The following is a 20,528-nucleotide window of genomic DNA, read 5'->3' as shown; positions in this document are numbered from 1 at the left end:
TGCCCGGCACACCGCTGTTCAGGGTCAAACCAGATGCAACGCTGTCAGCAACATGTCGATCGCCTTGATCCCCACGAACGGCACCAGAATCCCGCCCAGGCCATAGATCAGCAGGTTGCGTCGCAGCAACGCCGCCGCATTCGCCGCCTGCACCCGCACGCCGCGCAGGGCCAGCGGGATCAGCACGACGATGATCAAAGCGTTAAAGACGATGGCCGACAGGATCGCGCTCTGCGGGCTGCTCAAGTGCATGATGTTCAGCACGCCCAGTTGCGGGTAGATCGCAGCGAACAGTGCCGGCAGGATCGCGAAGTACTTGGCCACGTCGTTGGCGATGGAAAAGGTCGTCAATGCGCCGCGAGTCACCAGCAGTTCCTTGCCGATCTGCACCACATCCAGCAGCTTGGTCGGGTCGCTGTCGAGATCGACCATGTTGGCCGCTTCACGCGCCGCCTGAGTGCCGTCGTTCATCGCCATGCCGACGTCAGCCTGGGCCAGCGCCGGGGCATCGTTGGCACCGTCGCCGCACATCGCGACCAGGCGACCGTCGTTTTGCTCGTGACGGATGCGCGCCAGTTTCTTCTCTGGCGTCGCTTCGGCCAGTACATCGTCGACGCCTGCTTCAGCGGCAATCGCGGCGGCGGTCAGCGGGTTGTCGCCGGTGACCATCACCGTGCGGATCCCCAGTTTGCGCAGCTCGGCGAAACGCTCGCGGATGCCCGGCTTGACCACGTCTTTCAAGTGGATGACACCGAGCAGTTTGCCGTCGGCACAGACCAGCAACGGGGTGCCGCCGCTCTGGGCAATCTTGTCGATTTCCCGGGACAGCGCCGGCGCCAGATCCTTGCGTTGTTGACCGAGGAATGCCAGCAGCGAATCCACCGCGCCCTTGCGGAATACACGGCCCTGATAGTCGACACCGGACAAGCGTGTTTCCGCACTGAACGGCACCGCAGTCAACACATCCAGCGCAGGTTCCGCTTGCGGATGCAGGCCACGCAGGTACTCGACGATGGACTTGCCTTCGGCGGTTTCATCGGCGAGCGAAGCGAACAGCGCGCCTTCGGCCAGCTCGCGACCACTCACGCCGGGAGCGGCATACACCGCGCTGCAACGACGGTTGCCGAAGGTGATGGTGCCGGTCTTGTCCAGCAGCAACACGTGCACATCACCCGCTGCTTCCACTGCACGACCGGACTTGGCAATCACGTTCAGGCGCACTAGACGATCCATCCCGGCGATACCGATCGCTGACAACAGGCCGCCGATAGTGGTCGGAATCAGCGTGACCAACAGCGCCACCAGGAACACCAGCGGCAGGCTGCCGTTGGCAAAGTGAGCGAACGGTTGCAGGGTCACGACCACCAGCAGGAAGATCAGGGTCAGACCGATCAGCAGAATGTCCAGCGCCACTTCGTTCGGGGTCTTCTGGCGTTTGGCGCCTTCGACCAGCGCGATCATGCGGTCCAGAGTCGATTCGCCGGGGTTGGCGGTGATCTTCACCAGCAGCCAGTCGGACACCAGCCGCGTGTTGCCGGTGACCGCAGAACGGTCGCCGCCGGACTCGCGGATCACGGGAGCCGATTCACCGGTAATCGCCGCTTCGTTAACGGCCGCGATGCCTTCGATGACCTCGCCGTCACCGGGGATCATCTCCCCGGCTTCAACGCGCACCACATCACCCTTGCGCAGGCTGGCGGCGGGCACCACCTGGAAGCTGCCGTTGGCCAGTTTGCGTCGCGCACTCAGGCCTTCGCTGCCAGCCTTGAGGCTGTCGGCGCGGGCCTTGCCACGGCCTTCGGCCAGCGCTTCGGCGAAGTTGGCGAACAGCACGGTGAACCACAGCCACAGCGCAATTTGTGCCGCGACGAAGGTCGGCACGACGTTGTCCGGGATGAAGCACAACACGGTGGTGAAAATCGCGGTCAGTTCGACCACCAGCATCACTGGAGAGCGCACCAACTGGCGTGGGTCGAGCTTGACGAACGCTTGCACCAGCGCCGGACGCCACAGGGCGCTGATCGCGGTTTTGGGCGCTTCTGCCGACTTGGCAACTACCGCAGGTTTTGAAGCTGGAACATGCATATTCATGATGGATTCCTTAGAAGCCCATGCTCAGGTGTTCGGCAATCGGGCCGAGCGCCAGGGTCGGCAAGAAGGTCAGGCCGCCCACCAGCAAAATGGTCACGGTCAGCAGGGTCACGAACAGCGGGCCGTGGGTCGGGAAGCTGTTCTGGCCGATCGGCGCGGTTTTCTTCATCGCCAGGCTGCCGGCCAGGGCCAGTACCGGGAGGATGTAACCGAAGCGACCGATCAACATGCCCAGGCCCAGCATCAGGTTGTGGAACGGGGTGTTGGCACTCAGGCCACCGAAGGCCGAACCGTTGTTGGCACTGGCCGAGGTATAGGCGTACAGCAACTGGCTGAAACCGTGGGGGCCGGGGTTGCTGATGGTCGCCGCCGGGCCAGGCAGGGCAGCGGCGATCGCGCCCAGCACCAGTACGCCAACCGGCATCACCAGCAAGGTCACGACCAACAGTTGCACTTCGCGGGCCTGGAGTTTCTTGCCGAGGTATTCCGGGGTGCGGCCGATCATCAGACCGGCGAGGAACACCGCGATCAGCACGTTCAGCAACATGCCGTAGAGCCCGGCACCGACGCCGCCGAAGATCACTTCGCCGACCATCATGTTGACCAGCGCCACCATGCCGCTGAGCGGGTTGAGGCTGTCATGCATGCCGTTGACCGAACCGTTCGAGGCTGCGGTGGTGGTCACCGACCAGAGCACGGTGGCAGTGGTGCCGAAACGCGATTCCTTGCCTTCCAGCGGTGCGGTCTGTTCGACGGCCACGTTGTTCAGCGCAGGATTCGGTTGATACTCGGCCCACAGCGACGTGGCGCCGCCGATCAGGAACAGTGCGAGCATGCAGCCGATGATGGCGCGGCTCTGACGCAGATCCTTGACGTAGTGACCGAAGGTGAACACCAGCGCCACCGGGATCAGGATGATCGAAGTGACTTCGAACAGGTTGCTCCACGCGGTCGGATTCTCGAATGGATGCGCCGAGTTGACGCCGAAAAAACCACCGCCGTTGGTGCCCAGTTGCTTGATCGCAATCTGGCTGGCTGCGGGGCCGAGCGGGATTACTTGATCCACGCCTTGCAGAGTCACCGCATTCACGTATTGCGCGAAGGTCTGCGGCACGCCCTGCCACACCAGATACAGCGCCAGCAGCAGGCACAGCGGCAGCAGACCGTAGAGGGTGGCGCGGGTCATGTCGGCCCAGAAGTTGCCGAGGGTCTTGGTGGATTTGCGACCGATGCCACGGCACAACGCGACGAGCACGGCAAGACCGGTGGCGGCGCTGACGAAGTTCTGCACGGTGAGGCCGACCATCTGGCTCAGGTAGCTGAGGGTCGCTTCACCGCTGTAGGACTGCCAGTTGGTGTTGGTCATGAAGCTGACGGCGGTGTTGAACGCCTGGGTCCACTCCTGGCCCGGCAGGTTTTGCGGGTTCAGCGGCAGGTGATCCTGGAACAACAGGATCGCGAACAGCAACAGGAAACCCGCGAGGTTGAACGCCAGCAGCGCCAGCGTGTACTTCTGCCAGCTCTGTTCGGCTTGCGGATCGACCCCGGCAATGCGGTAACAGCCGCGCTCGACCGGGCCGAGAATCGGCGTCAGCCAGGTGCGCTGACCTTCCATCACCTTGTAGTAGAAGCGCCCGAGGAACGGCGCCGGCAGCAACACCAACGCGAAAAACGCGAGGATCTGCCAATAGTCATAACTGTGCATAGCCGCTCCTAGTTCCGGTCCGCGCGCAACAGCGCAACCAACAGATAAATGAACAGCCCCACTGCCAGCAGCAGGGACACCCCGTCCAGAACGCTCATGGAAGATCTCCGTGTTACGGCTTATTGCCGCGTGTGGAGGCATTGTCGGAAAGGAGGCTGTAAAGAAACGAGACCGAGGGTGCGGGCGGGGCATAAAGAATGCGTAAAGAGTGGGTTTATGCCTTCTTTACGACTGTTCCCGATGGCCGACGCACCTGACTGGCGCACAGAAATGTGGCTATCGAGTCGCGAACATCCCCGATACGACAGCTTTCAGCCCATTGCGACCCGCCAATACAAAATGGCACGCCCACTGCACACGCCCTCCCCCGAGCTTTCCAAACCGTTCAGGGAGCAAACGCATGAACACACAACTCAAACCCACGCTGGGCACATTGCACCTGTGGGGCATTGCGGTGGGGCTGGTGATTTCCGGGGAGTATTTCGGCTGGAGTTATGGCTGGGGCGTCGCCGGAACATTGGGCTTTCTGGTGACCTCGTTCATGGTCGCGACCATGTACACCTGCTTCATTTTCAGCTTCACCGAACTGACCACGGCGATCCCGCATGCGGGCGGGCCGTTTGCCTACAGTCGCCGGGCTTTTGGTGAAAAGGGCGGATTGATCGCCGGATTGGCAACGCTGATCGAATTCGTTTTTGCCCCACCGGCGATTGCGCTGGCGATTGGCGCCTATCTGAACGTACAGTTTCCGGCCCTCGATCCGAAACACGCAGCGGTTGGTGCATACATCGTGTTCATGGGCCTGAACATTCTTGGTGTGAAACTGGCCGCGACCTTCGAGTTGATCGTCTGCGTGCTGGCCGTCGCCGAGTTGCTGGTGTTCATGGGCGTGGTCGCACCCGCCTTCAGCTTCAGCAACTTCGCCCTCAATGGCTGGGCCGGCGCGGACGTGTTCGGCGCACCGGCGATCGCCGGGATGTTCGCGGCGATTCCGTTTGCGATCTGGTTCTTCCTCGCGATTGAAGGCGCGGCCATGGCGGCAGAAGAAGCCAAGGATCCGAAACGCACGATTCCCAAGGCTTACATCAGCGGCATCCTGACCCTGGTGCTGCTGGCCATGGGCGTGATGTTCTTTGCCGGCGGCGTCGGCGACTGGCGCACCCTGTCGAACATCAACGACCCGCTGCCGCAGGCGATGAAAGCGGTGGTCGGCGACAATTCCGGCTGGCTGCACATGCTGGTGTGGATCGGCCTGTTCGGGCTGGTGGCGAGTTTCCACGGGATCATTCTCGGCTACTCGCGGCAGTTCTTCGCCCTCGCCCGTGCCGGTTACCTGCCCGCCTCGCTGGCGAAGCTGTCGCGCTTCCAGACGCCGCACCGGGCGATCATCGCCGGCGGAATCATCGGCATTGCCGCCATTTACAGCGACGGCCTGATCAACCTCGGCGGCATGACCCTCACTGCCGCAATGATCACCATGGCCGTGTTCGGCGCCATCGTGATGTACATCATGAGCATGCTCAGTCTGTTCAAGCTGCGCAAAAGCGAACCGAATCTGGAGCGGACTTTCCGCGCGCCGTGCTACCCATTGATCCCGTTCATTGCGCTGGTCCTGGCAATCGTGTGCCTGGTAGCGATGGCGTGGTTCAATGCGCTGATCGGCCTGATTTTCCTGGGGATCATGGCGGTCGGTTTCGGCTACTTTTTGCTCACCGGGCAGTTGCGCGCGAACGCTCCGGCGGATGCCATGCTGACGGGGCTTTAACCGCACCGGGCATAACCGGCCTAGAATGGAACCACTGCGATTTCCCATCGCTCAAACGTGGTAAGCAGCATCGCCGGCGAAATCCTCGCCCGGCGACCTGCCATTAAGGAGAGCCGCTATGCCCTGGTATGCCTGGTTGATTCTGGTCGTTGCAATCGGCTCGATCGTGGGGGGTCTGATGATGCTGCGCGACACCGCCAACAAGGTCGAACTGACCGAAGAACAACGTCAACGCGTTGCCGAGCGCAATGCCGAAGCGGACATCAAGGACGCGCAGGACCGCTGAACGAAAAACCCCGCCTGAATCGGCGGGGTTTGTTTTTTATCGCGGTTACTTTTCCCAGTCGGCCTTGGCAATGTGCAAGCCATGCAGGCCTTTGTACGCCGCGCGCTCCGGCGAGCTCCAGCCTTCCAGCAGAGACTCGTCCAGACGATAGATTTCCACACCCAGCGGGCGGCACACGCTCAATGGATCCTGCGCGTCCGGCCCCCACATCGCCAGCGACAGATCACCGCCGGGACACGTCGACAATGCACACAGCAAGTCGATTTCCGCAAAGAACTCCAGATAATCGCCCTTCTGCGCCGGGCAGGCCTTCATGAAGTACAAGTCATCATGATTCAGCCCCGTGCACTGAAAGATGTTCAAAACGTCATGCACATCGAATTCGGTCAGACCGTGCGGTAGCACGGCGCGGGTCAGGTTGGAGTGGCAGTGATGGTGGAAGTCTTCGCCGGTGAGCATTTTGTTCACATACGGATCACAGCGTGTGCCGAGCAAGTCGTGCAGGCGCCCGCCGTGTTCATCGATGCCGTAATCGGCCAGGCTGTCATCGGTGATGGTCACCAGAGGCCGTAGAAAAGGCAGGTTCGACCAGAGACGATCATGGGTGCTGACATGCGCGCCCTGCAGTTGTCGGGTGCGCGCCGCCCACATCCGTTCACGCGGATCGTGGGCATTCCACACATTGAAGTCGCCCACCTGAGGCCCCACCGGTGTGGTGACACGAAACACATGCCCCGCCGGAACATGCCAGGCGCGGCCGGTGCGGATCGGCACTTCGAATTGCTCGATCAGGGTCCGCGCAGCCTTCTGGTCGCGAATCCGCTCATAAAACGGTGTATTGACCTGCAAGGCCGAGCCCTTACTGACTTGATAGGCGGCCGGATAGTCTTTGTACATGGTTCTCCTGCTCCTTCGGTGATGGCAACTTTGTGAGCTGCTACCACTATCCGTGCCAACCATTGACGGCTGTTACGAACATGTTGGATTCACCGGCAGGCTTTTTAGAAGTAGAAGTACAGTCACCATTCAATTTGCATTGGTTAAGATGGCGGTCTTGTTGCGGAGAGTTTAAATGCGTTACTCGCAAGATCATAAAGCCCAGACCCATCAGCGCATTATCAAGGAAGCATCCGAACGCTTTCGCAAGGACGGCATCGGCGCGACCGGTCTGCAACCGTTGATGAAAGCGCTGGGCCTGACCCACGGTGGCTTTTATTCGCATTTCAAATCCAAGGACGACCTGGTCGAAAAAGCCCTGCAGGCGGCTGGCGATCAGGTCGCGGGCTTGTGCGAGGAGCTGTTCGCCCAGGAAAAACCGCTGGAAGCCTTCATCGATACGTACCTGTCCGAATGGCACCAGACCTCTCCTCATGAAGGCTGCCCGCTGCTGACCATTTCTTCGGAACTGGGATTGCGCGGACAACCGAGCCCGACCAGCGATCTCGTGCTCAAGGCGCGTCTGGATCAGATCCAGAACACCCTTGAAGGCGAGAACGCGGCCGAACGCAGCATCGTCATCATGGCGACACTGGCGGGCGCGCTCCTGCTCTCACGCAGCGTCGCGGATGCCGGGTTTGCCCAACAGATCCTCGACGTCACCCGCGAACAACTCAAGCGCTCCGAAGACTAAGCCTGCCAGCGCTTGAACAGCACGCTGGCATTGACCCCACCGAAACCGAAGCCGTTGGACAGCGCGTATTCGATCGGCATTGACCGCGCCTGACCGTGGACGATGTCCACGCCTTCGCTGGCCGGGTCGGGATTGTCCAGATTGAGGGTAGGCGGAACGGTCTGGTCGCGGATAGCCAACAACGTGAAGATCGCTTCCAGGCCACCGGCAGCTCCCAATAAATGGCCGGTGGCGGATTTGGTCGAGGTCACGGCGATCTTGCTCTGCGCTCCAAACACCGACTTGATGGCCGCCAGTTCCCCGAGATCGCCAACCGGCGTCGAGGTCGCATGTGCATTCAGATGCTGCACCTGATCCGGCGCGATACCGGCCTGAGCCAGCGCCAGCGTCATGGCTCGTCGAGCTCCGCTGCCGTCTTCCGGCCCGGCAGTCAAATGATAGGCGTCGGCACTGGTGCCGTAGCCGACCAGTTCGGCCAGTGGCTTGGCACCACGGGCCAATGCGTGATCCAGCGACTCGATCACCAGCAACCCGGCCCCCTCGCCCATCACGAAACCGTCACGCCCGCTGTCGAACGGGCGCGAAGCACGCTCGGGCGTTTCGTTGTAGCCACTGGAGAGTGCCCGCGCCGCTGCAAATCCGGCAAGGCTCACGCGGTCGATGCATGCTTCCGCACCGCCGCACACGGCAATGTCGGCCTCACCGGCACGAATCAGCCGAGCGGCGTCACCGATCGCCTGCACGCCAGCGGCACACGCGGTGACCGGCGCACCTAGCGGGCCCTTCAGACCGTGCTGGATCGAGACATGGCCCGCCGCGAGGTTGACCAAAAACGAAGGGATGGTGAACGGCGACAAGCGACGCGGACCACGGCTGTCGGTGGTGCGCACGGCATCGGCAATCGCGCCGAATCCGCCGACACCGGAGCCGATGATGGTCGCTGTGCGCTCCTGAGCGAGGGGGGCGTTCGGGTGCCAGCCGGCCTGCTCAAGCGCCTGACGGGCAGCCTCCATGGCAAACAGAATGAAACGATCCATTTTCTTCTGCTCTTTGGGCGGCGTCGCCCGATCCGGATCGAAACCGGCCTCGGCGTCCTCTTCCATTGTCGGCACCACACCACCGACCCGGGCCGGCAGATCGGCAATCACCGCTTCCGGCAACTGGCGCAAGCCCGAGCGCCCGGCAAGCAAACGCTGCCAAACGACTTCGACACCACTGCCCAAGGGCGATACCAGGCCCATACCCGTAACAACTACTCGACGCTGATCCATATCGGGTTGACCTCTCACGACTCAAAAGTCCTTCACTTGTAACGGCTGGCCGCCGAGCTGTGGGACAGGTTGGGCGCCATCACATGACGCGCGGCGACGAAGGCTTGCCACTCTGCGGCGTCTGGCAGCGAAGGAATGGTGACGAGTTCGCCCTGATCCAGCCCGGACAATGCGGCATCGACCATTTCGCCCGCCTCCATGACCATCTCCGCGGGTATGCCACTGGCGTCAGTGCCGGACCGTTCCCAGATTTCAGTTCGGGTCACACCGGGCAATACCGCTTGCACCTTGACCCCGGTGCCTTCAAGTTCCGTATTGAGCGACTGAGTGAGGCTCAACACGTAGGCCTTGCTGGCACTGTAGGTGGCATTGAAACGTTCGGGGAACAAGGCGACCACCGACGCGATATTAATGATCGTGCCGCGCCCGGCGCTGGTGAATGCCGAGGCAGCAGCGGCTGCCAGCCGGGTGAGGGTTGTGACGTTCAATTGAATCAGCTTCTCCAGCGCCTCGGGATCGGCATTGGCCAGCAATCCATTAATTGCCACCCCCGCATTGTTGACCAACAGGCTGATGCTGGAATCGCTGCGCAGGCGCTGCTCAAGCTTGAGCACCTCATTTTTTTGCGTCAGATCGGCCCTCAGCACTTCGACCTGGACACCGTGAGCATCCCGCAACCTGTCTGCAGCAGACTCCAGGCGTTCCTGATCGCGAGCCACCAGCAACAGATCAAAACCACGCGCCGCCAATCGATCGGCATACACCGCACCGATGCCGGAAGAGGCGCCCGTGACAAGCGCCGTGCCTTGGGTTTTCGGTGAATTCATAACGATACTCCTGAAATGCGTGAAGGATGAGCGACCTCTGAAAAGCAGAAGGCTTCAGTGGCGGCTGAAATTATTATAGGCATAATCTCAAAGCAATATGATAGCCGTAATTTTCTATTTTCCGACGGAAAGGCTGTCGTCCTTCTGCGATGTACTCAGGAACCGGGAACCAAAAAGGGCCGGTCAATGACCGGCCCTTTAGCGTTGAACAATAAGCTTAGTTCACTTCCAGCTTGTCGCGATTGCGATCCAGGATCGCCTTGCCGATCCCCTTCACTTCCAGCAATTCATCCACCGACGCGAACGGCCCGTTTGTTTCACGATAAGCAACAATCGCTTTCGCCTTGGCCTCGCCTACGCCTGCAAGTTCCTTCTGCAGAGTGGCCGCATCGGCACCGTTCAGATCGACCTTCTGATTTTCAGAAGCGGCTGAGGCGTCCATCACCACAGGCGCCTTGTTCGTTTCGGAAGAAGCCAGAGGTGCAGCAATGGCGGCAATCGAGGCACTGGTCAGCAAGGCAAAAATCAGGGAGTAGAAATAACCGGTACGCATAAGTGACGCTCCATCATCAATTGAGAAAGCAGCTTTTCCGAAGCTGCTCTCCAAACTTAGGCGATGATGGGAGCCTGTCAAAAACGTGTCCGTTACAGGATGTGAAACAATCAGGGTTCGAGACGGCGCTGCTGGTAGATCCAGTCGACGATTTCGCCGTCAGGGGTGTAGCCGCTGACGGTTTCGCGCAGAAGCTGGCGGACGCGGGAGTAGTCATCCGCATCGACAGCAGCGAGCAGCTCTCCCAACCGGGATTTAAGAACATCCCATGGCAAATGATCTTCACTGGCAGTCATGATCATCGGATGCGGCGTGGCGGCGACGTTGTCGCCGATCAATAGCTCTTCATAGAGCTTTTCTCCAGGCCGCAAACCGGTGAACTCAATTGAGATGTCACCCTGCGGATTACGCTCGGAGCGAATGCTCAGACCGGACAGATGGATCATCTTTTCCGCGAGCTCAACGATTTTCACCGGCTCCCCCATATCCAGCACGAACACATCGCCGCCCTGCCCCATGGAGCCTGCCTGGATAACCAGTTGTGCGGCTTCGGGGATGGTCATGAAGTAACGGGTGATTTTCGGATGGGTGACTGTCAGCGGGCCGCCGGACTTGATCTGGTTGTGAAACAGCGGAATCACCGACCCGGATGACCCCAGCACATTACCGAAACGGACCATGGTGAAGCGGGTTTTATTGACCCGAGAGACATTGGATTTGTCGCCAAACAAAACCGGCGCAATTTCACGACTCAAGGCCTGAAGGGTCAACTCGGCCAAGCGCTTGGTGCTGCCCATGATGTTGGTCGGACGCACAGCCTTGTCCGTCGAAATCAATACAAAGTTGGACACGCCTGATTGCAATGCTGCCTGAGCCGTATTGAGCGTGCCGATCACATTGTTCAGCACGCCTTCGGCAATGTTGTGCTCGACCATAGGCACATGCTTGTAGGCGGCAGCGTGATAAACGGTGTCGACCCGCCAGGTCTTCATGACATCGAGCAGTTTATGCGGGTGGCGGATAGAGCCGAGAATCGGCAGCAAGTGCACGGATACAGACTCCCGGCAACCACGCCGTTCCAGCTCGGACAGAATGCTGTACAGATTGAACTCACTGTGATCGAACAGCAGCAGCGTGGTCGGTCCCAGTGCGAAGATCTGCCGGCACAATTCCGAACCGATCGAGCCGCCCGCTCCCGTCACCATCACAGTCTTGCCCTTGATACAGCGCTCCAGCAGATCCGGCTGCGCGGGCACCGAGTCGCGTCCCAGCAGGTCGGCAATATCTACCTCTTGAATATCCTCGACCTTGACCCGGCCGCTCGCCAGATCGGTGAAATTCGGCACACTTCTTACGTGAAGCGGAAACCCTTCAAGCAGGTTAAGAATCTCCCGACGCCGCGCCCGGGTCGATGACGGAAGCGCGAGGAGGATTTCCTGGGCGCCTGTGACATCGATCATCTCTTGAATGTGTTTGGGCTTGTAGACATGCAGCCCGGAAATCGAACGCTCCGCAATACTCGGGTCATCGTCAACGAACGCCACCGGGCGCATCACTTTACCCATGCGAAGTGCTGCCACCAATTGATTGCCGGCAACACCGGCGCCGTAGATGGCGACCTTGGTCAAGCCGTTGTCGCGACTGGTGAACGGTACATGCAAAGACGCGGTAAACCAGTCCCCCATGAAGTACTGACGCATGCAAAGGCGCAATCCGCCGATAATGACCAGACTCAGCCACCAGTAGTTGAATATGATCGAACGCGGAACAACGGTTTCGTGATTGCTGTACCAGTAGACAACTACAGCCAAAATCAAGGAGGACAAACTGACGGCTTTGATAATCGCGATCAACGCGTCATTGCCGAAGTAACGCATGACCGCCCGGTACATGCCAAAACGAATAAACAGAGGAATCGCGACAACGGGTGCGCATGCGAACAGCCAGAGATGCACTTTGAAGGGGTTGTACATGTCGTCAATCCCCAGTCGGACAATGAATGCCAACCAGAGCGCGGCCCAGACCAGGATAATGTCTGTTGCCACTTGTATAAGACGCTTTCGCCGCCGGGGCAATCCCAGCAACCGCTCTCTGATCTTGTTCATTGAATCCTCAAACACCTCAGCCCCTCCCTTCAACTGATGCATCGCCTCGGTAAATCAGTAGCGCATCTCGTCTACTTTAAACCTAAATGACAATCTCAATACCGTTAACAGTTATTCATCAACCTTCTATTCAAGTTCACCGGCCCGAAACCTGATTGCCAGCAACAGCAAAGGAGCATAGGCCACAATCAGGCCCAGGCTGCCGTCCAGCCCAAAACGTGTCACCGCCACGGCAACCGGCAACAGCCAGAACATATTGATCGCCGCAACGGCAATAGTTACCGGCAGATGACGACCAAACCGACGAGAGGCGAACTGATAGGCATGGCTGCGATGGGCTTCATACACTTTGTCACCGCGTAGCAATCGGCGAAGCAAGGTGTAAGTTGCATCAACAATGAATACGCCGAGCAGGATCAGCCAGCCCCATAAAAAATCACTCGAAACCGCCGCCGCCTGCAGCGACAGGCCTCCCAGCACGATGCCGAGGAAGCCACTACCGGCATCACCCATGAAGATTTTTGCGGGCGGAAAATTCCAGAACAGGAAACCGGCGACGCACACCGCAAGCAGCAGCGGTGCCCAGACCAATTGCAACCAACCGCCTAGCCAGGCAAGCAGACACGCACTGAGACAGATGCTGATGGCTTCGACACTCGCGATACCGTCAATGCCATCCATGAAGTTGTATAGATTCAGCAACCACACCAGATAAACCACGGCAAGCAACTGCCCAACCACGCCGAGATCGACCTGCCATCCGAAAATCGCGATAGGCGGCAGACCTCCCATCCAGAAAAGCAGCCAGGTGGCGGCTGCAAAATGACCCAACAGGCGCCAGCGAGCAGCGATATGCCCGTGGTCATCCATAAAGCCGATGACCGCGACCAGGCCGCCCGCTCCCGCAATCGCCCAGAACTGAGCCGTGACGATCAGGTCCCGCCAGAGCAGGAAAACCAGTGCGACCATGAAAGTCAGGACTATGGCTACTCCGCCACCACGCGGGGTCGGCACAGAATGCGAACTGCGCGCATTGGGAATATCCATCAGGCTGCGCGACAACGCGTAGTGGCGTAATAGCCAGGTACAACCGAAGGACAGAAGTGCAGCGACTGGTATGAACCATCCGTAATTCATGATTGGCGAGTATCCAGAAAGTGTTGCGCCGTCATTGCCAGGGCGCGGTCCAGGGCTACCGGAGGCACCCAGTTCAACAGCCGCCGGTTTTTGCTGATATCAACTTGCAGGGAGGCAAAAATCCTTTGCGACAGCGCCCGGCGCCCCAACACGGTGGCCACGCCATTCATCACGCTGACCGGCACCGGCAACAGATGCGCATGGCGCCCCATGGCAACTGCCAGCTTGCGCAGGAGCTGAGTGGTCGATAGATCTTCGCCATCACTGGCCAGGAAAATCTGGTTGGCGGCGCCTGGGTGCTCGGCGCATGTCATGATCAGGTCGACCAGATTGTCGATGGCAACCAGGCTTCGCCGATTCCCTACAGCGCCAAACGGTAGCGGCACGCCGCGATACAGCCAGCGCATCATGCTGAGAAAGTTGGCTTTCACCCCGGGACCATAGACCAGCACCGGGCGGATGATCACCAGCTCCATGCCTGTTTCGGCCGCCAGCACCTGCAAGGCCTGTTCGGCCTCAAGTTTGGAGACGCCATAGGGATCGACGGGAGCGGGCAAATCGTCTGCGGTGAAGGGGTGCCCGGGCGTCGTGACCTCGCCATTGACCTTGATCGAACTGATGAAAACGAACCTGCCGACCCCGGCTGCAGCGGCCTGACGCGCCAGGTTCAAGGTGCCATCGACATTGACCAGGCGAAACGCCGCCAGCGGATCGGCCGCGGCTTCTTTCATGACATGAACGCGAGCGGCAGCGTGAATGACACACTCGACACCGTTCAGCGCCGCACTCCAGTCCTGCGGCGACTCAAGACTCGCGCACGGGACCGAGCGTGCTCCGGGCGGAAGTGGTATCACCGCGCCCCGTACCGGAGCAACGACAGAACACTCTGGTGTCACTGACAGTCGTTCGATTAATGCGCGCCCCACAAAACCGCTGCCACCAGTAACCAGGAATATCTTGGAGCTCATGGGTGACCCTTGGGGAAACATGAATGAGGGCGAAGAGGACGCGCGGACTCTTCGTGAAATGGCAATCAACTGCCCCATCAATGAGGAGACAGACGTTATCCGGGGAATAGCTTTGGGCCGCAGTTTATTGAATCGGTGAACGGTTGACCACTTTCGCTGAACAGCCGTCTTGTAGCACTGGCTCACGATAGTCCGGACTCACGCCGAACAATGATTTGCAGCACAAGATATCGAATAGCCAGAAAATAAACTTTAGCGCGCACTGATTCTTGACGATTCGCAATCCAGTACGACACATCACGTTCAAATCAGTAGTGCCCGTCACGCCAGCGAAAATGCGGTTCCCACCTCCACAACACAAACAAATCGCCTAAATCCGCTTCGCTGGTTGGAGCTGGCTCAGGGTACGGATAGAATCCGTCCGGAAAAGTGGCACGAGCCCATGCCTGCAAGAGCCAACTGCATGCTCGGCACATAATATTATCGGCGAACACCGCCAAAAATACATATATCGCACGTCTTTTGCTTCGAAATGGAGAGCCCCATGCAGCAGATCAATAACCTTGCAGCGAAGATAGAAAAGTTTCAATCGCAAATCAGTTCTTCGGTGCAACGCGTAATTGCCAGCGGCTGGGTGATTTTGGGACCGGAAGTCAAACGCTTTGAAACCGCCTTCGCGCAATATTTGAATGCCGGTCATTGCATCACTGTCGCCAACGGTACCGATGCCATCGAACTGGCTCTCAAGGCTCTGGGCGTCGGCAAAGGCGATCAAGTGGCAACCGTCGCCAATGCCGGGATGTACACCACTACGTCGGTTCTGGCCATCGGCGCCACCCCGATTTTCATGGACGTCGACCTGCAGACTCACGTAGTGACCCTCGAAGGCGTCAAGCAGGCGATTGAAGCCGGTGCCAAAGCCGTGGTCGTCACCCACCTGTACGGCCTGGCAACCCCACAAATCAAGGCCATCGCCGAATACTGCAGCGAGCGGCAGATTCCATTGCTCGAAGATTGCGCCCAGGCCCACGGCGCCGAGCGCGACGGACAGCGAGTCGGCACTTTTGGCGACGCTGCGAGCTTCAGCTTCTACCCAACCAAAAACCTTGGCGCACTGGGTGACGGCGGCGCCGTCGTCACCAACTCCGCGACCATTGCCCAGCGCGTAGCGCAATTGCGCCAATACGGCTGGTCCTCGAAATATTGTGTCGAACTGGACGGCGCCCGCAACAGTCGCCTGGATGAAATGCAGGCAGCGATCCTGTCCGAGTTTCTGCCGCACCTCGACGAGAGTAACGCACGCCGTCGTGAAATCGCGTCGCGCTACAGAAACGAAATCCATCACGCGGATGTAAATCACGCCGAAGATCAAGGCACCGCCTCGGTCGCCCACCTGTACGTGATCAAGTCGGCGAAGCGCGATGCGCTGCAAGTGCACTTGCGCGAAGCACAGATCGCGTCCGACGTTCATTACCCGATCCCGGACTACAAGCAACCAGTCTTTGGCAAGCAGTTCGCCGACTACAGCCTGGCCAACACCGAACAACTGGCCTCGCTGATCCTGACCCTGCCTTGCTACCCGGAAATGACCGACGAAGAGGTCAGCACCGTGATCACCGCCGTCAACGGATGGGTGGCATGAGATATTCCGTTATCGTCCCGGTTTACAAGAACGCTGACTCGATACCCCGGCTGATCCAGGCCCTGACAGACATGAACGACACACTCGAGAATCAGCTCGAGGTGGTTTTTGTGGTGGATGGCAGTCCCGACGATTCGTTTGCCCTGCTCAAGAATGCACTGGGCACCATGCGCTTTTCCGCGCAATTGTTGGCTCATTCGCGCAACTTCGGCTCGTTTCCGGCCATTCGCACTGGCCTGATGGCTGCCAGGGGCGAGTATTTCGGCGTGATGGCAGCAGACCTTCAGGAGCCGCCAGAGCTTTTGATCAGCTTCTTCAAGTCGCTTTCCAATGACGAATGCGACGTCGCCATCGGCACCCGCAATGCCCGTCAGGATCCGCTTTCCAGCCGCATGGCCTCCTCGATCTTCTGGGGTCTGTATCGCCGACTGGTCGTGCATGACATGCCAAAGGGCGGCGTGGATATTTTCGGTTGCAACAAGGCGTTCCGTGAACAACTGCTACAACTGAACGAGTCCCGCTCGTCGCTCATCGCACTGATCTTCTGGCTGGGCTTCCGTCGCAAGTTCATCGAGTACGAGCGTCAGACCCGCCTCGAAGGCAAATCGGCATGGACCTTCAAGAAAAAGCTCGAATACATGATGGACAGTGTGTTCGCCTTCACCGACTACCCAATCAGACTGCTGACCCGAATGGGCGCGATGGGCTCGCTCATCTCTCTGTTCATTGGCGTAATGGTCATCATCGCGCGACTGTCGGGAGCCATTGAGGTACCGGGTTACGCCGCAACCATGCTGGTGGTGCTGCTGCTGGGGACATTGAATCTGCTCGGGGTCGGCCTCGTGGGCACTTATGCCTGGCGGGCCTACGAAAACAGCAAGCAGCGACCGCTGGCCATTGTCTGCATGAAACTCGACAACAAGGAAATTCCAAATGAGTGAGCCGTTCATCCACGCCAGCGCCGATGTCAAAAGCAAGAACATCGGCAAGAACACGCGCATCTGGCAGTACGTGGTGGTCTTCCAGGATGCGGTGATTGGTGAAGACGTCAATGTCTGCTCGCACTCACTGATCGAAAACGACGTGGTGATCGGCGATCGTACGACCATCAAATCCGGGGTTTATGTCTGGGACGGCCTGCGGATCGGCTCCGATGTGTTCATCGGCCCGAACGCCACGTTCACCAACGACAAGTTCCCACGCTCGAAGGTCTATCCGGAGTCGTTCTCTCAGACGGTGATCCAGGACGGCGCTTCCATCGGCGGCGGAGCAGTCATCCTGCCAGGCATCACTATCGGCACGGGTGCGATGGTCGGCGCAGGTGCCGTGGTCACAAAATCTGTACCGCCATACGCCATCGTCACGGGATCCCCTGCCCGGATCACCGGCTACGTCGAGAACTCCGCCTTCAGCGATGCAGCCAAAAGCCCTGCGGCGAAACCCGAAGAGCAGTCGGATGCTGTGGTTCGGATCGGTGTGGGCGATGTCACCACCCACCGATTCAAATACATCGCCGACATGCGTGGTGACTTGTCGGTCGGCGAGTTCCACAAGGAAATCCCCTTCACACCAAAACGCTACTTCCTGGTATTCAACGTTCCGAGCCAGAAGACTCGTGGTGAGCATGCTCATCACAAATGCCACCAGTTCCTGATTTGTGTGAAAGGCAGCTGTGCGGTGGTGGTCGATGATGGTACCAATCGGGCAGAAGTTACTCTGGATGCGCCAAACAAAGGGATTTACCTGCCACCACTAACGTGGGGCATCCAATACAAATACTCTGAAGACGCAGTGTTGCTGGTGTTCACTTCCGATTACTACGAAGCTGACGACTATATTCGAGATTATTCGGAATTCGTCAAACTCACCTCGAAAAAATCACCATTGTGATAGCACTTAAAGACAATAACCAAGCTCGTCGCTGGATTCAGTTTCTGATCGGCGGCGGGCTCAACACCGGCCTGACCTACTGCCTCTACTTGATGTTGAGTTACTGGATCGACTATCAGATAGCCTATGCAATCGCCTATGCGGCCGGGATTGTTTTTGCCTACTTCTTCAACTCGAAAGTTGTTTTCAAGGTTCAACAGTCATGGATTGGCATGGCGATCTATCCGAGCATCTACCTGGTGCAGTATCTGCTCGGCGCATTAATACTCAACCTCCTGGTCGAGCACCTGCATTTACACAAAGCGATCGCTCCGATTCTGGTGATTTTGCTTCTGCTGCCATGCAGCTATCTATTGAATAAATTTGTCCTGAAGGTCACACATAAAACAAAACCATAACAGGACCAACGGGCACCACATGACTGCAATTTTCAATCAGGCGCCAACTTTGGCGCCAGCAACACTTCATGGAAAAAAACTGATCTGGCTCGCCCATCTGGGCCCAGCTCTGCTTACCGTATTTTTTATCTGGCTTCCGTTTGGCTTCGCCCTGACCGGATTGCTCGAAGAGTGGGGGGTTGTTGGGTTATTCAGCAGAGTCGGTGTGTTTTTTCTGACAGATGCCGCCAGTGCAATGCCGGCGCATGCCCTTCGACCGCTCACTATTCTTCCTCATGCAATTGCATACAGCCTCGACCCTAACTCGTTCAACTATTGGCATGTCTTACTGATCATTGCCTTGGTGATCAAGGGATGGGCTGCCAGTGTCATCACCACCCGCATCACAGGCGCAATCAAATGGGGAATGCTGGCGAGCGTGCTGGTCATCGTTTTCCCCGCTGACACCATGCAACTGTCGTTCAGGTCCATCCACATCAACTGGGCCCTCAGCCTTGTCTTGTTGGCCAGCGTCCTGCTGATACGGGCACTCGACGAAAGAAACAGAGTCAAGTCCTTAATTCTCAGTGCCCTTGCAAGCCTGATACTCGCTGCCAGCTGCGCGATGTACGAAGTAGCGCTACTGCTGGCGGCCATTCCAGCATTCGTGGTCTTCATACAAGTCGGCATCAAAGGCATTGCTGCGCATATCAAGCGGTTCTACTGTCAACACCTGATCTGGGCGGTCGGCCCGGCCGCGTATATCATCTATGTAATACACACTCTGCCGCTGGTACACAGTTATCAAAGCGCAGTGGTGGGTGATAGTGCACTAGCCTCTGTAAAAATGTACTTCCCCAAACTGTTCACCCTGGGTGTAAAACGAAGCGTTTTCGGCGGCTGGATTGATGCATTCAGAATCACCGGTTCTGAAATCGGCAGTTATTGGTATGTGACCGTCGCTACCGCGCTACTGCTTGCATTGATTGCATTTGCCGCCTGGAAATCAAAAGACACCCTCCTGGTCGAGACAGGTTCGAACTCACGCTGGACGTTGCCCGTGCGCATGATCGCGATCGGACTCGTCCTGATTTGCCTAGGCTATCTGCCGTTCATTTTCAATCCTGCGCACATGGCCGTCAGCCAGAGAACTTTTCTATATGCAGCTCCCGGAGCGACGATGATATTTATCGCACTGCTCCTGTGCATTTACCGATATTCGAAAACAGCCACAGCCACGCTGTCTGCAATGCTGATTTTCACCGGACTGTCAGCACAGCTGTTTCAGTTCCAGCACTACATTGAAATTTCCAAAAGGCAACAGTCGATCCTCAACGACATCGCCCATAACTTTGACGGAAATGCAGTCGGTAAAACTCTGCTGATCCTTGACTACTCCAATCAACTCAATCATGACTGGATGTTTTTGAACCCAGACCTGAGCGCCATCCTTTTCCATATATACGAAAAGCCGGCGGACACCATTGAAGTCTGCTATATGCCTAGCCACGAGTGGCAACAGACCGACCCGTTGCAGCGCAAAGGTACATGCGAGAAAACCGAAGAAGGATGGACACTCAACTATCCCGTGCCGTTTGACACTCCCCCACCACCGAGCAAGAAACTTTCCAATGCGGACGTTGTAACTGTCGAAGTTGGAAGGGGCGAAGCACCTGCTGCCAATGCCGAGCTGAATGCATGGCGCAAGGAGCTGGAGTCCGAGTCATCTCCGGCAGGTGCCCGGCTGCGAGGCATCACTGAATCGCACCCCTGGTTTCAATTCTTCCAGTTCCGCCAACCGGCCCCTGATGAGTACTACTGGGACTTTGGCAGGTGGTGGAGCATGACTCCGCCAATCGCCGGGTCTGGCTGGAGGAACACGCAATGGGAAACAAGACGCTTTGTTCATACAGCTTCGGCGTGGAAAAACGCACCGCAGTCATCTCTCGTTTTCGATTTGATACCTGCATCTGCCCCTTATGAGATCAATGGTTTTTTCAAAAGCTTCGCCAATAAACAGTTACGCGACAAGATGCAGGTAGAAGTCAACGGAATCCATATTCCGCTGCAGTGGATCCAGGACGGCAGATTCAGTGGAAGCGTGCCGGCCGACACACTCAAGCCAGGTCGAAACTCCATCGAATTCATTTCAGATGTGGACGCCGGAAATGGCGGCGTTTCCGCCGAACTGGACTGGATAAACGTTACTAGGCAAATCAGATGAAAGCGCGATAAGTAACGTTGTACAGACGTCATGCTGCGACTGATCCAGCCTGCAAAA

At 58.2% G+C, this 20,528-nt stretch carries 18 protein-coding genes; 8 read left to right on the top strand and 10 right to left on the bottom strand.

Annotated elements, in window-relative coordinates:
• Positions 1–24: 24 nt before the first annotated feature.
• From kdpB to kdpF, 3 genes are read right to left on the bottom strand one after another with little or no spacing between them, the layout of a single operon-like run.
• Positions 25–2,091, bottom strand: a complete 2,067-nt coding sequence (kdpB, locus tag CAF87_RS02885; RefSeq protein WP_085730558.1) for a potassium-transporting ATPase subunit KdpB — start codon at positions 2,089–2,091, stop codon at positions 25–27.
• Between the two features lie 10 nt (positions 2,092–2,101).
• Positions 2,102–3,796, bottom strand: coding sequence for a potassium-transporting ATPase subunit KdpA (kdpA, locus tag CAF87_RS02880; RefSeq protein WP_085730557.1), 1,695 nt, complete (start codon positions 3,794–3,796; stop codon positions 2,102–2,104).
• Positions 3,797–3,804: 8 nt separating this feature from the next.
• Positions 3,805–3,894 carry a K(+)-transporting ATPase subunit F gene (gene kdpF / locus CAF87_RS02875; RefSeq protein WP_007899818.1) on the bottom strand — a complete coding sequence of 30 codons (90 nt, stop codon included), beginning with the start codon at positions 3,892–3,894 and terminating at the stop codon, positions 3,805–3,807.
• A 302-nt stretch (positions 3,895–4,196) separates the two neighbouring features.
• Between kdpF and eat the strand changes: the two genes are divergently transcribed.
• Both eat and CAF87_RS02865 read left to right on the top strand, forming a co-directional pair.
• On the top strand, positions 4,197–5,561 hold the full coding sequence (eat, locus tag CAF87_RS02870; RefSeq protein ID WP_085730556.1) for an ethanolamine permease: 1,365 nt from the start codon (positions 4,197–4,199) through the stop codon (positions 5,559–5,561).
• Between the two features lie 118 nt (positions 5,562–5,679).
• Positions 5,680–5,847, top strand: a complete 168-nt coding sequence (locus CAF87_RS02865) for a DUF2897 family protein (RefSeq protein WP_065257130.1) — start codon at positions 5,680–5,682, stop codon at positions 5,845–5,847.
• Between the two features lie 45 nt (positions 5,848–5,892).
• Here the strand turns inward: CAF87_RS02865 and CAF87_RS02860 are convergent, their stop codons facing one another.
• The gene (locus CAF87_RS02860) at positions 5,893–6,744 is read right to left on the bottom strand and encodes a DUF1989 domain-containing protein (protein ID WP_085730555.1); all 852 of its coding nucleotides are present in this window, start codon (positions 6,742–6,744) and stop codon (positions 5,893–5,895) included.
• A gap of 175 nt (positions 6,745–6,919) precedes the next feature.
• Between CAF87_RS02860 and CAF87_RS02855 the strand changes: the two genes are divergently transcribed.
• Positions 6,920–7,477 (top strand): TetR/AcrR family transcriptional regulator, encoded by a 558-nt coding sequence (locus CAF87_RS02855; protein ID WP_085730554.1) that lies wholly within the window; start codon positions 6,920–6,922, stop codon positions 7,475–7,477.
• On the opposite strand, the gene fabF is transcribed toward CAF87_RS02855, so the two are convergent.
• The 6 genes from fabF to CAF87_RS02825 all read right to left on the bottom strand — a co-directional run bounded on the left by fabF (position 7,474) and on the right by CAF87_RS02825 (position 14,338).
• Positions 7,474–8,748, bottom strand: coding sequence for a beta-ketoacyl-ACP synthase II (gene fabF, locus CAF87_RS02850; RefSeq protein WP_085730553.1), 1,275 nt, complete (start codon positions 8,746–8,748; stop codon positions 7,474–7,476). The two genes, CAF87_RS02855 and fabF, sit on opposite strands and share 4 nt — an antisense overlap.
• A gap of 32 nt (positions 8,749–8,780) precedes the next feature.
• Positions 8,781–9,575 carry an SDR family oxidoreductase gene (locus CAF87_RS02845; RefSeq protein ID WP_085730552.1) on the bottom strand — a complete coding sequence of 265 codons (795 nt, stop codon included), beginning with the start codon at positions 9,573–9,575 and terminating at the stop codon, positions 8,781–8,783.
• A 217-nt stretch (positions 9,576–9,792) separates the two neighbouring features.
• Positions 9,793–10,128 (bottom strand): ComEA family DNA-binding protein, encoded by a 336-nt coding sequence (locus CAF87_RS02840; RefSeq protein WP_085730551.1) that lies wholly within the window; start codon positions 10,126–10,128, stop codon positions 9,793–9,795.
• Positions 10,129–10,238: 110 nt separating this feature from the next.
• Complete coding sequence (locus tag CAF87_RS02835) at positions 10,239–12,233, bottom strand: nucleoside-diphosphate sugar epimerase/dehydratase (RefSeq protein ID WP_085730550.1); 1,995 nt, start codon at positions 12,231–12,233, stop codon at positions 10,239–10,241.
• A 126-nt stretch (positions 12,234–12,359) separates the two neighbouring features.
• Complete coding sequence (locus CAF87_RS02830) at positions 12,360–13,370, bottom strand: glycosyltransferase family 4 protein (protein ID WP_085730549.1); 1,011 nt, start codon at positions 13,368–13,370, stop codon at positions 12,360–12,362.
• Positions 13,367–14,338 carry an SDR family oxidoreductase gene (locus CAF87_RS02825; RefSeq protein ID WP_085730548.1) on the bottom strand — a complete coding sequence of 324 codons (972 nt, stop codon included), beginning with the start codon at positions 14,336–14,338 and terminating at the stop codon, positions 13,367–13,369. The genes CAF87_RS02830 and CAF87_RS02825 overlap by 4 nt, the downstream gene beginning before the upstream one ends.
• A gap of 544 nt (positions 14,339–14,882) precedes the next feature.
• Between CAF87_RS02825 and CAF87_RS02820 the strand changes: the two genes are divergently transcribed.
• Genes CAF87_RS02820 through CAF87_RS02800 form a run of 5 tightly spaced genes read left to right on the top strand, consistent with a single transcriptional unit; the run spans position 14,883 to position 20,471 of the window.
• Entirely contained in the window at positions 14,883–15,980 is a 1,098-nt protein-coding gene (locus CAF87_RS02820) for a DegT/DnrJ/EryC1/StrS aminotransferase family protein (protein ID WP_085730547.1), read from the top strand.
• Positions 15,977–16,921, top strand: coding sequence for a glycosyltransferase family 2 protein (locus CAF87_RS02815; RefSeq protein WP_085730546.1), 945 nt, complete (start codon positions 15,977–15,979; stop codon positions 16,919–16,921). Before CAF87_RS02820 ends, CAF87_RS02815 begins: the two co-directional genes overlap by 4 nt.
• Complete coding sequence (locus tag CAF87_RS29605) at positions 16,914–17,870, top strand: WxcM-like domain-containing protein (protein WP_085730545.1); 957 nt, start codon at positions 16,914–16,916, stop codon at positions 17,868–17,870. Before CAF87_RS02815 ends, CAF87_RS29605 begins: the two co-directional genes overlap by 8 nt.
• Complete coding sequence (locus tag CAF87_RS02805) at positions 17,867–18,268, top strand: GtrA family protein (RefSeq protein ID WP_256575963.1); 402 nt, start codon at positions 17,867–17,869, stop codon at positions 18,266–18,268. Before CAF87_RS29605 ends, CAF87_RS02805 begins: the two co-directional genes overlap by 4 nt.
• A 19-nt stretch (positions 18,269–18,287) precedes the next feature.
• Positions 18,288–20,471, top strand: a complete 2,184-nt coding sequence (locus CAF87_RS02800; protein WP_085730544.1) for a hypothetical protein — start codon at positions 18,288–18,290, stop codon at positions 20,469–20,471.
• Positions 20,472–20,528 lie beyond the last annotated feature (57 nt).

The sequence above is a fragment of the Pseudomonas sp. R38(2017) genome (assembly GCF_002112395.1).
GTDB lineage: Bacteria > Pseudomonadota > Gammaproteobacteria > Pseudomonadales > Pseudomonadaceae > Aquipseudomonas.
Note: the sequence above shows the minus strand (reverse complement) of the source record. Positions and strands in the feature narration are given on the sequence as shown.

Coding starts and splice junctions, on each gene's coding strand:
- CAF87_RS02825 (WP_085730548.1), bottom strand. CDS start 14,338: ATGAGCTCCAAGATATTCCTGGTTACTGGTGGCAGCGGTTTTGTGGGG.
- kdpA (WP_085730557.1), bottom strand. CDS start 3,796: ATGCACAGTTATGACTATTGGCAGATCCTCGCGTTTTTCGCGTTGGTG.
- CAF87_RS02800 (WP_085730544.1), top strand. CDS start 18,288: ATGACTGCAATTTTCAATCAGGCGCCAACTTTGGCGCCAGCAACACTT.
- CAF87_RS02845 (WP_085730552.1), bottom strand. CDS start 9,575: ATGAATTCACCGAAAACCCAAGGCACGGCGCTTGTCACGGGCGCCTCT.
- CAF87_RS02840 (WP_085730551.1), bottom strand. CDS start 10,128: ATGCGTACCGGTTATTTCTACTCCCTGATTTTTGCCTTGCTGACCAGT.
- CAF87_RS02855 (WP_085730554.1), top strand. CDS start 6,920: ATGCGTTACTCGCAAGATCATAAAGCCCAGACCCATCAGCGCATTATC.
- eat (WP_085730556.1), top strand. CDS start 4,197: ATGAACACACAACTCAAACCCACGCTGGGCACATTGCACCTGTGGGGC.
- CAF87_RS02820 (WP_085730547.1), top strand. CDS start 14,883: ATGCAGCAGATCAATAACCTTGCAGCGAAGATAGAAAAGTTTCAATCG.
- kdpB (WP_085730558.1), bottom strand. CDS start 2,091: ATGAATATGCATGTTCCAGCTTCAAAACCTGCGGTAGTTGCCAAGTCG.
- CAF87_RS02830 (WP_085730549.1), bottom strand. CDS start 13,370: ATGAATTACGGATGGTTCATACCAGTCGCTGCACTTCTGTCCTTCGGT.
- CAF87_RS02860 (WP_085730555.1), bottom strand. CDS start 6,744: ATGTACAAAGACTATCCGGCCGCCTATCAAGTCAGTAAGGGCTCGGCC.
- CAF87_RS02815 (WP_085730546.1), top strand. CDS start 15,977: ATGAGATATTCCGTTATCGTCCCGGTTTACAAGAACGCTGACTCGATA.
- CAF87_RS02865 (WP_065257130.1), top strand. CDS start 5,680: ATGCCCTGGTATGCCTGGTTGATTCTGGTCGTTGCAATCGGCTCGATC.
- kdpF (WP_007899818.1), bottom strand. CDS start 3,894: ATGAGCGTTCTGGACGGGGTGTCCCTGCTGCTGGCAGTGGGGCTGTTC.
- CAF87_RS29605 (WP_085730545.1), top strand. CDS start 16,914: ATGAGTGAGCCGTTCATCCACGCCAGCGCCGATGTCAAAAGCAAGAAC.
- fabF (WP_085730553.1), bottom strand. CDS start 8,748: ATGGATCAGCGTCGAGTAGTTGTTACGGGTATGGGCCTGGTATCGCCC.
- CAF87_RS02835 (WP_085730550.1), bottom strand. CDS start 12,233: ATGAACAAGATCAGAGAGCGGTTGCTGGGATTGCCCCGGCGGCGAAAG.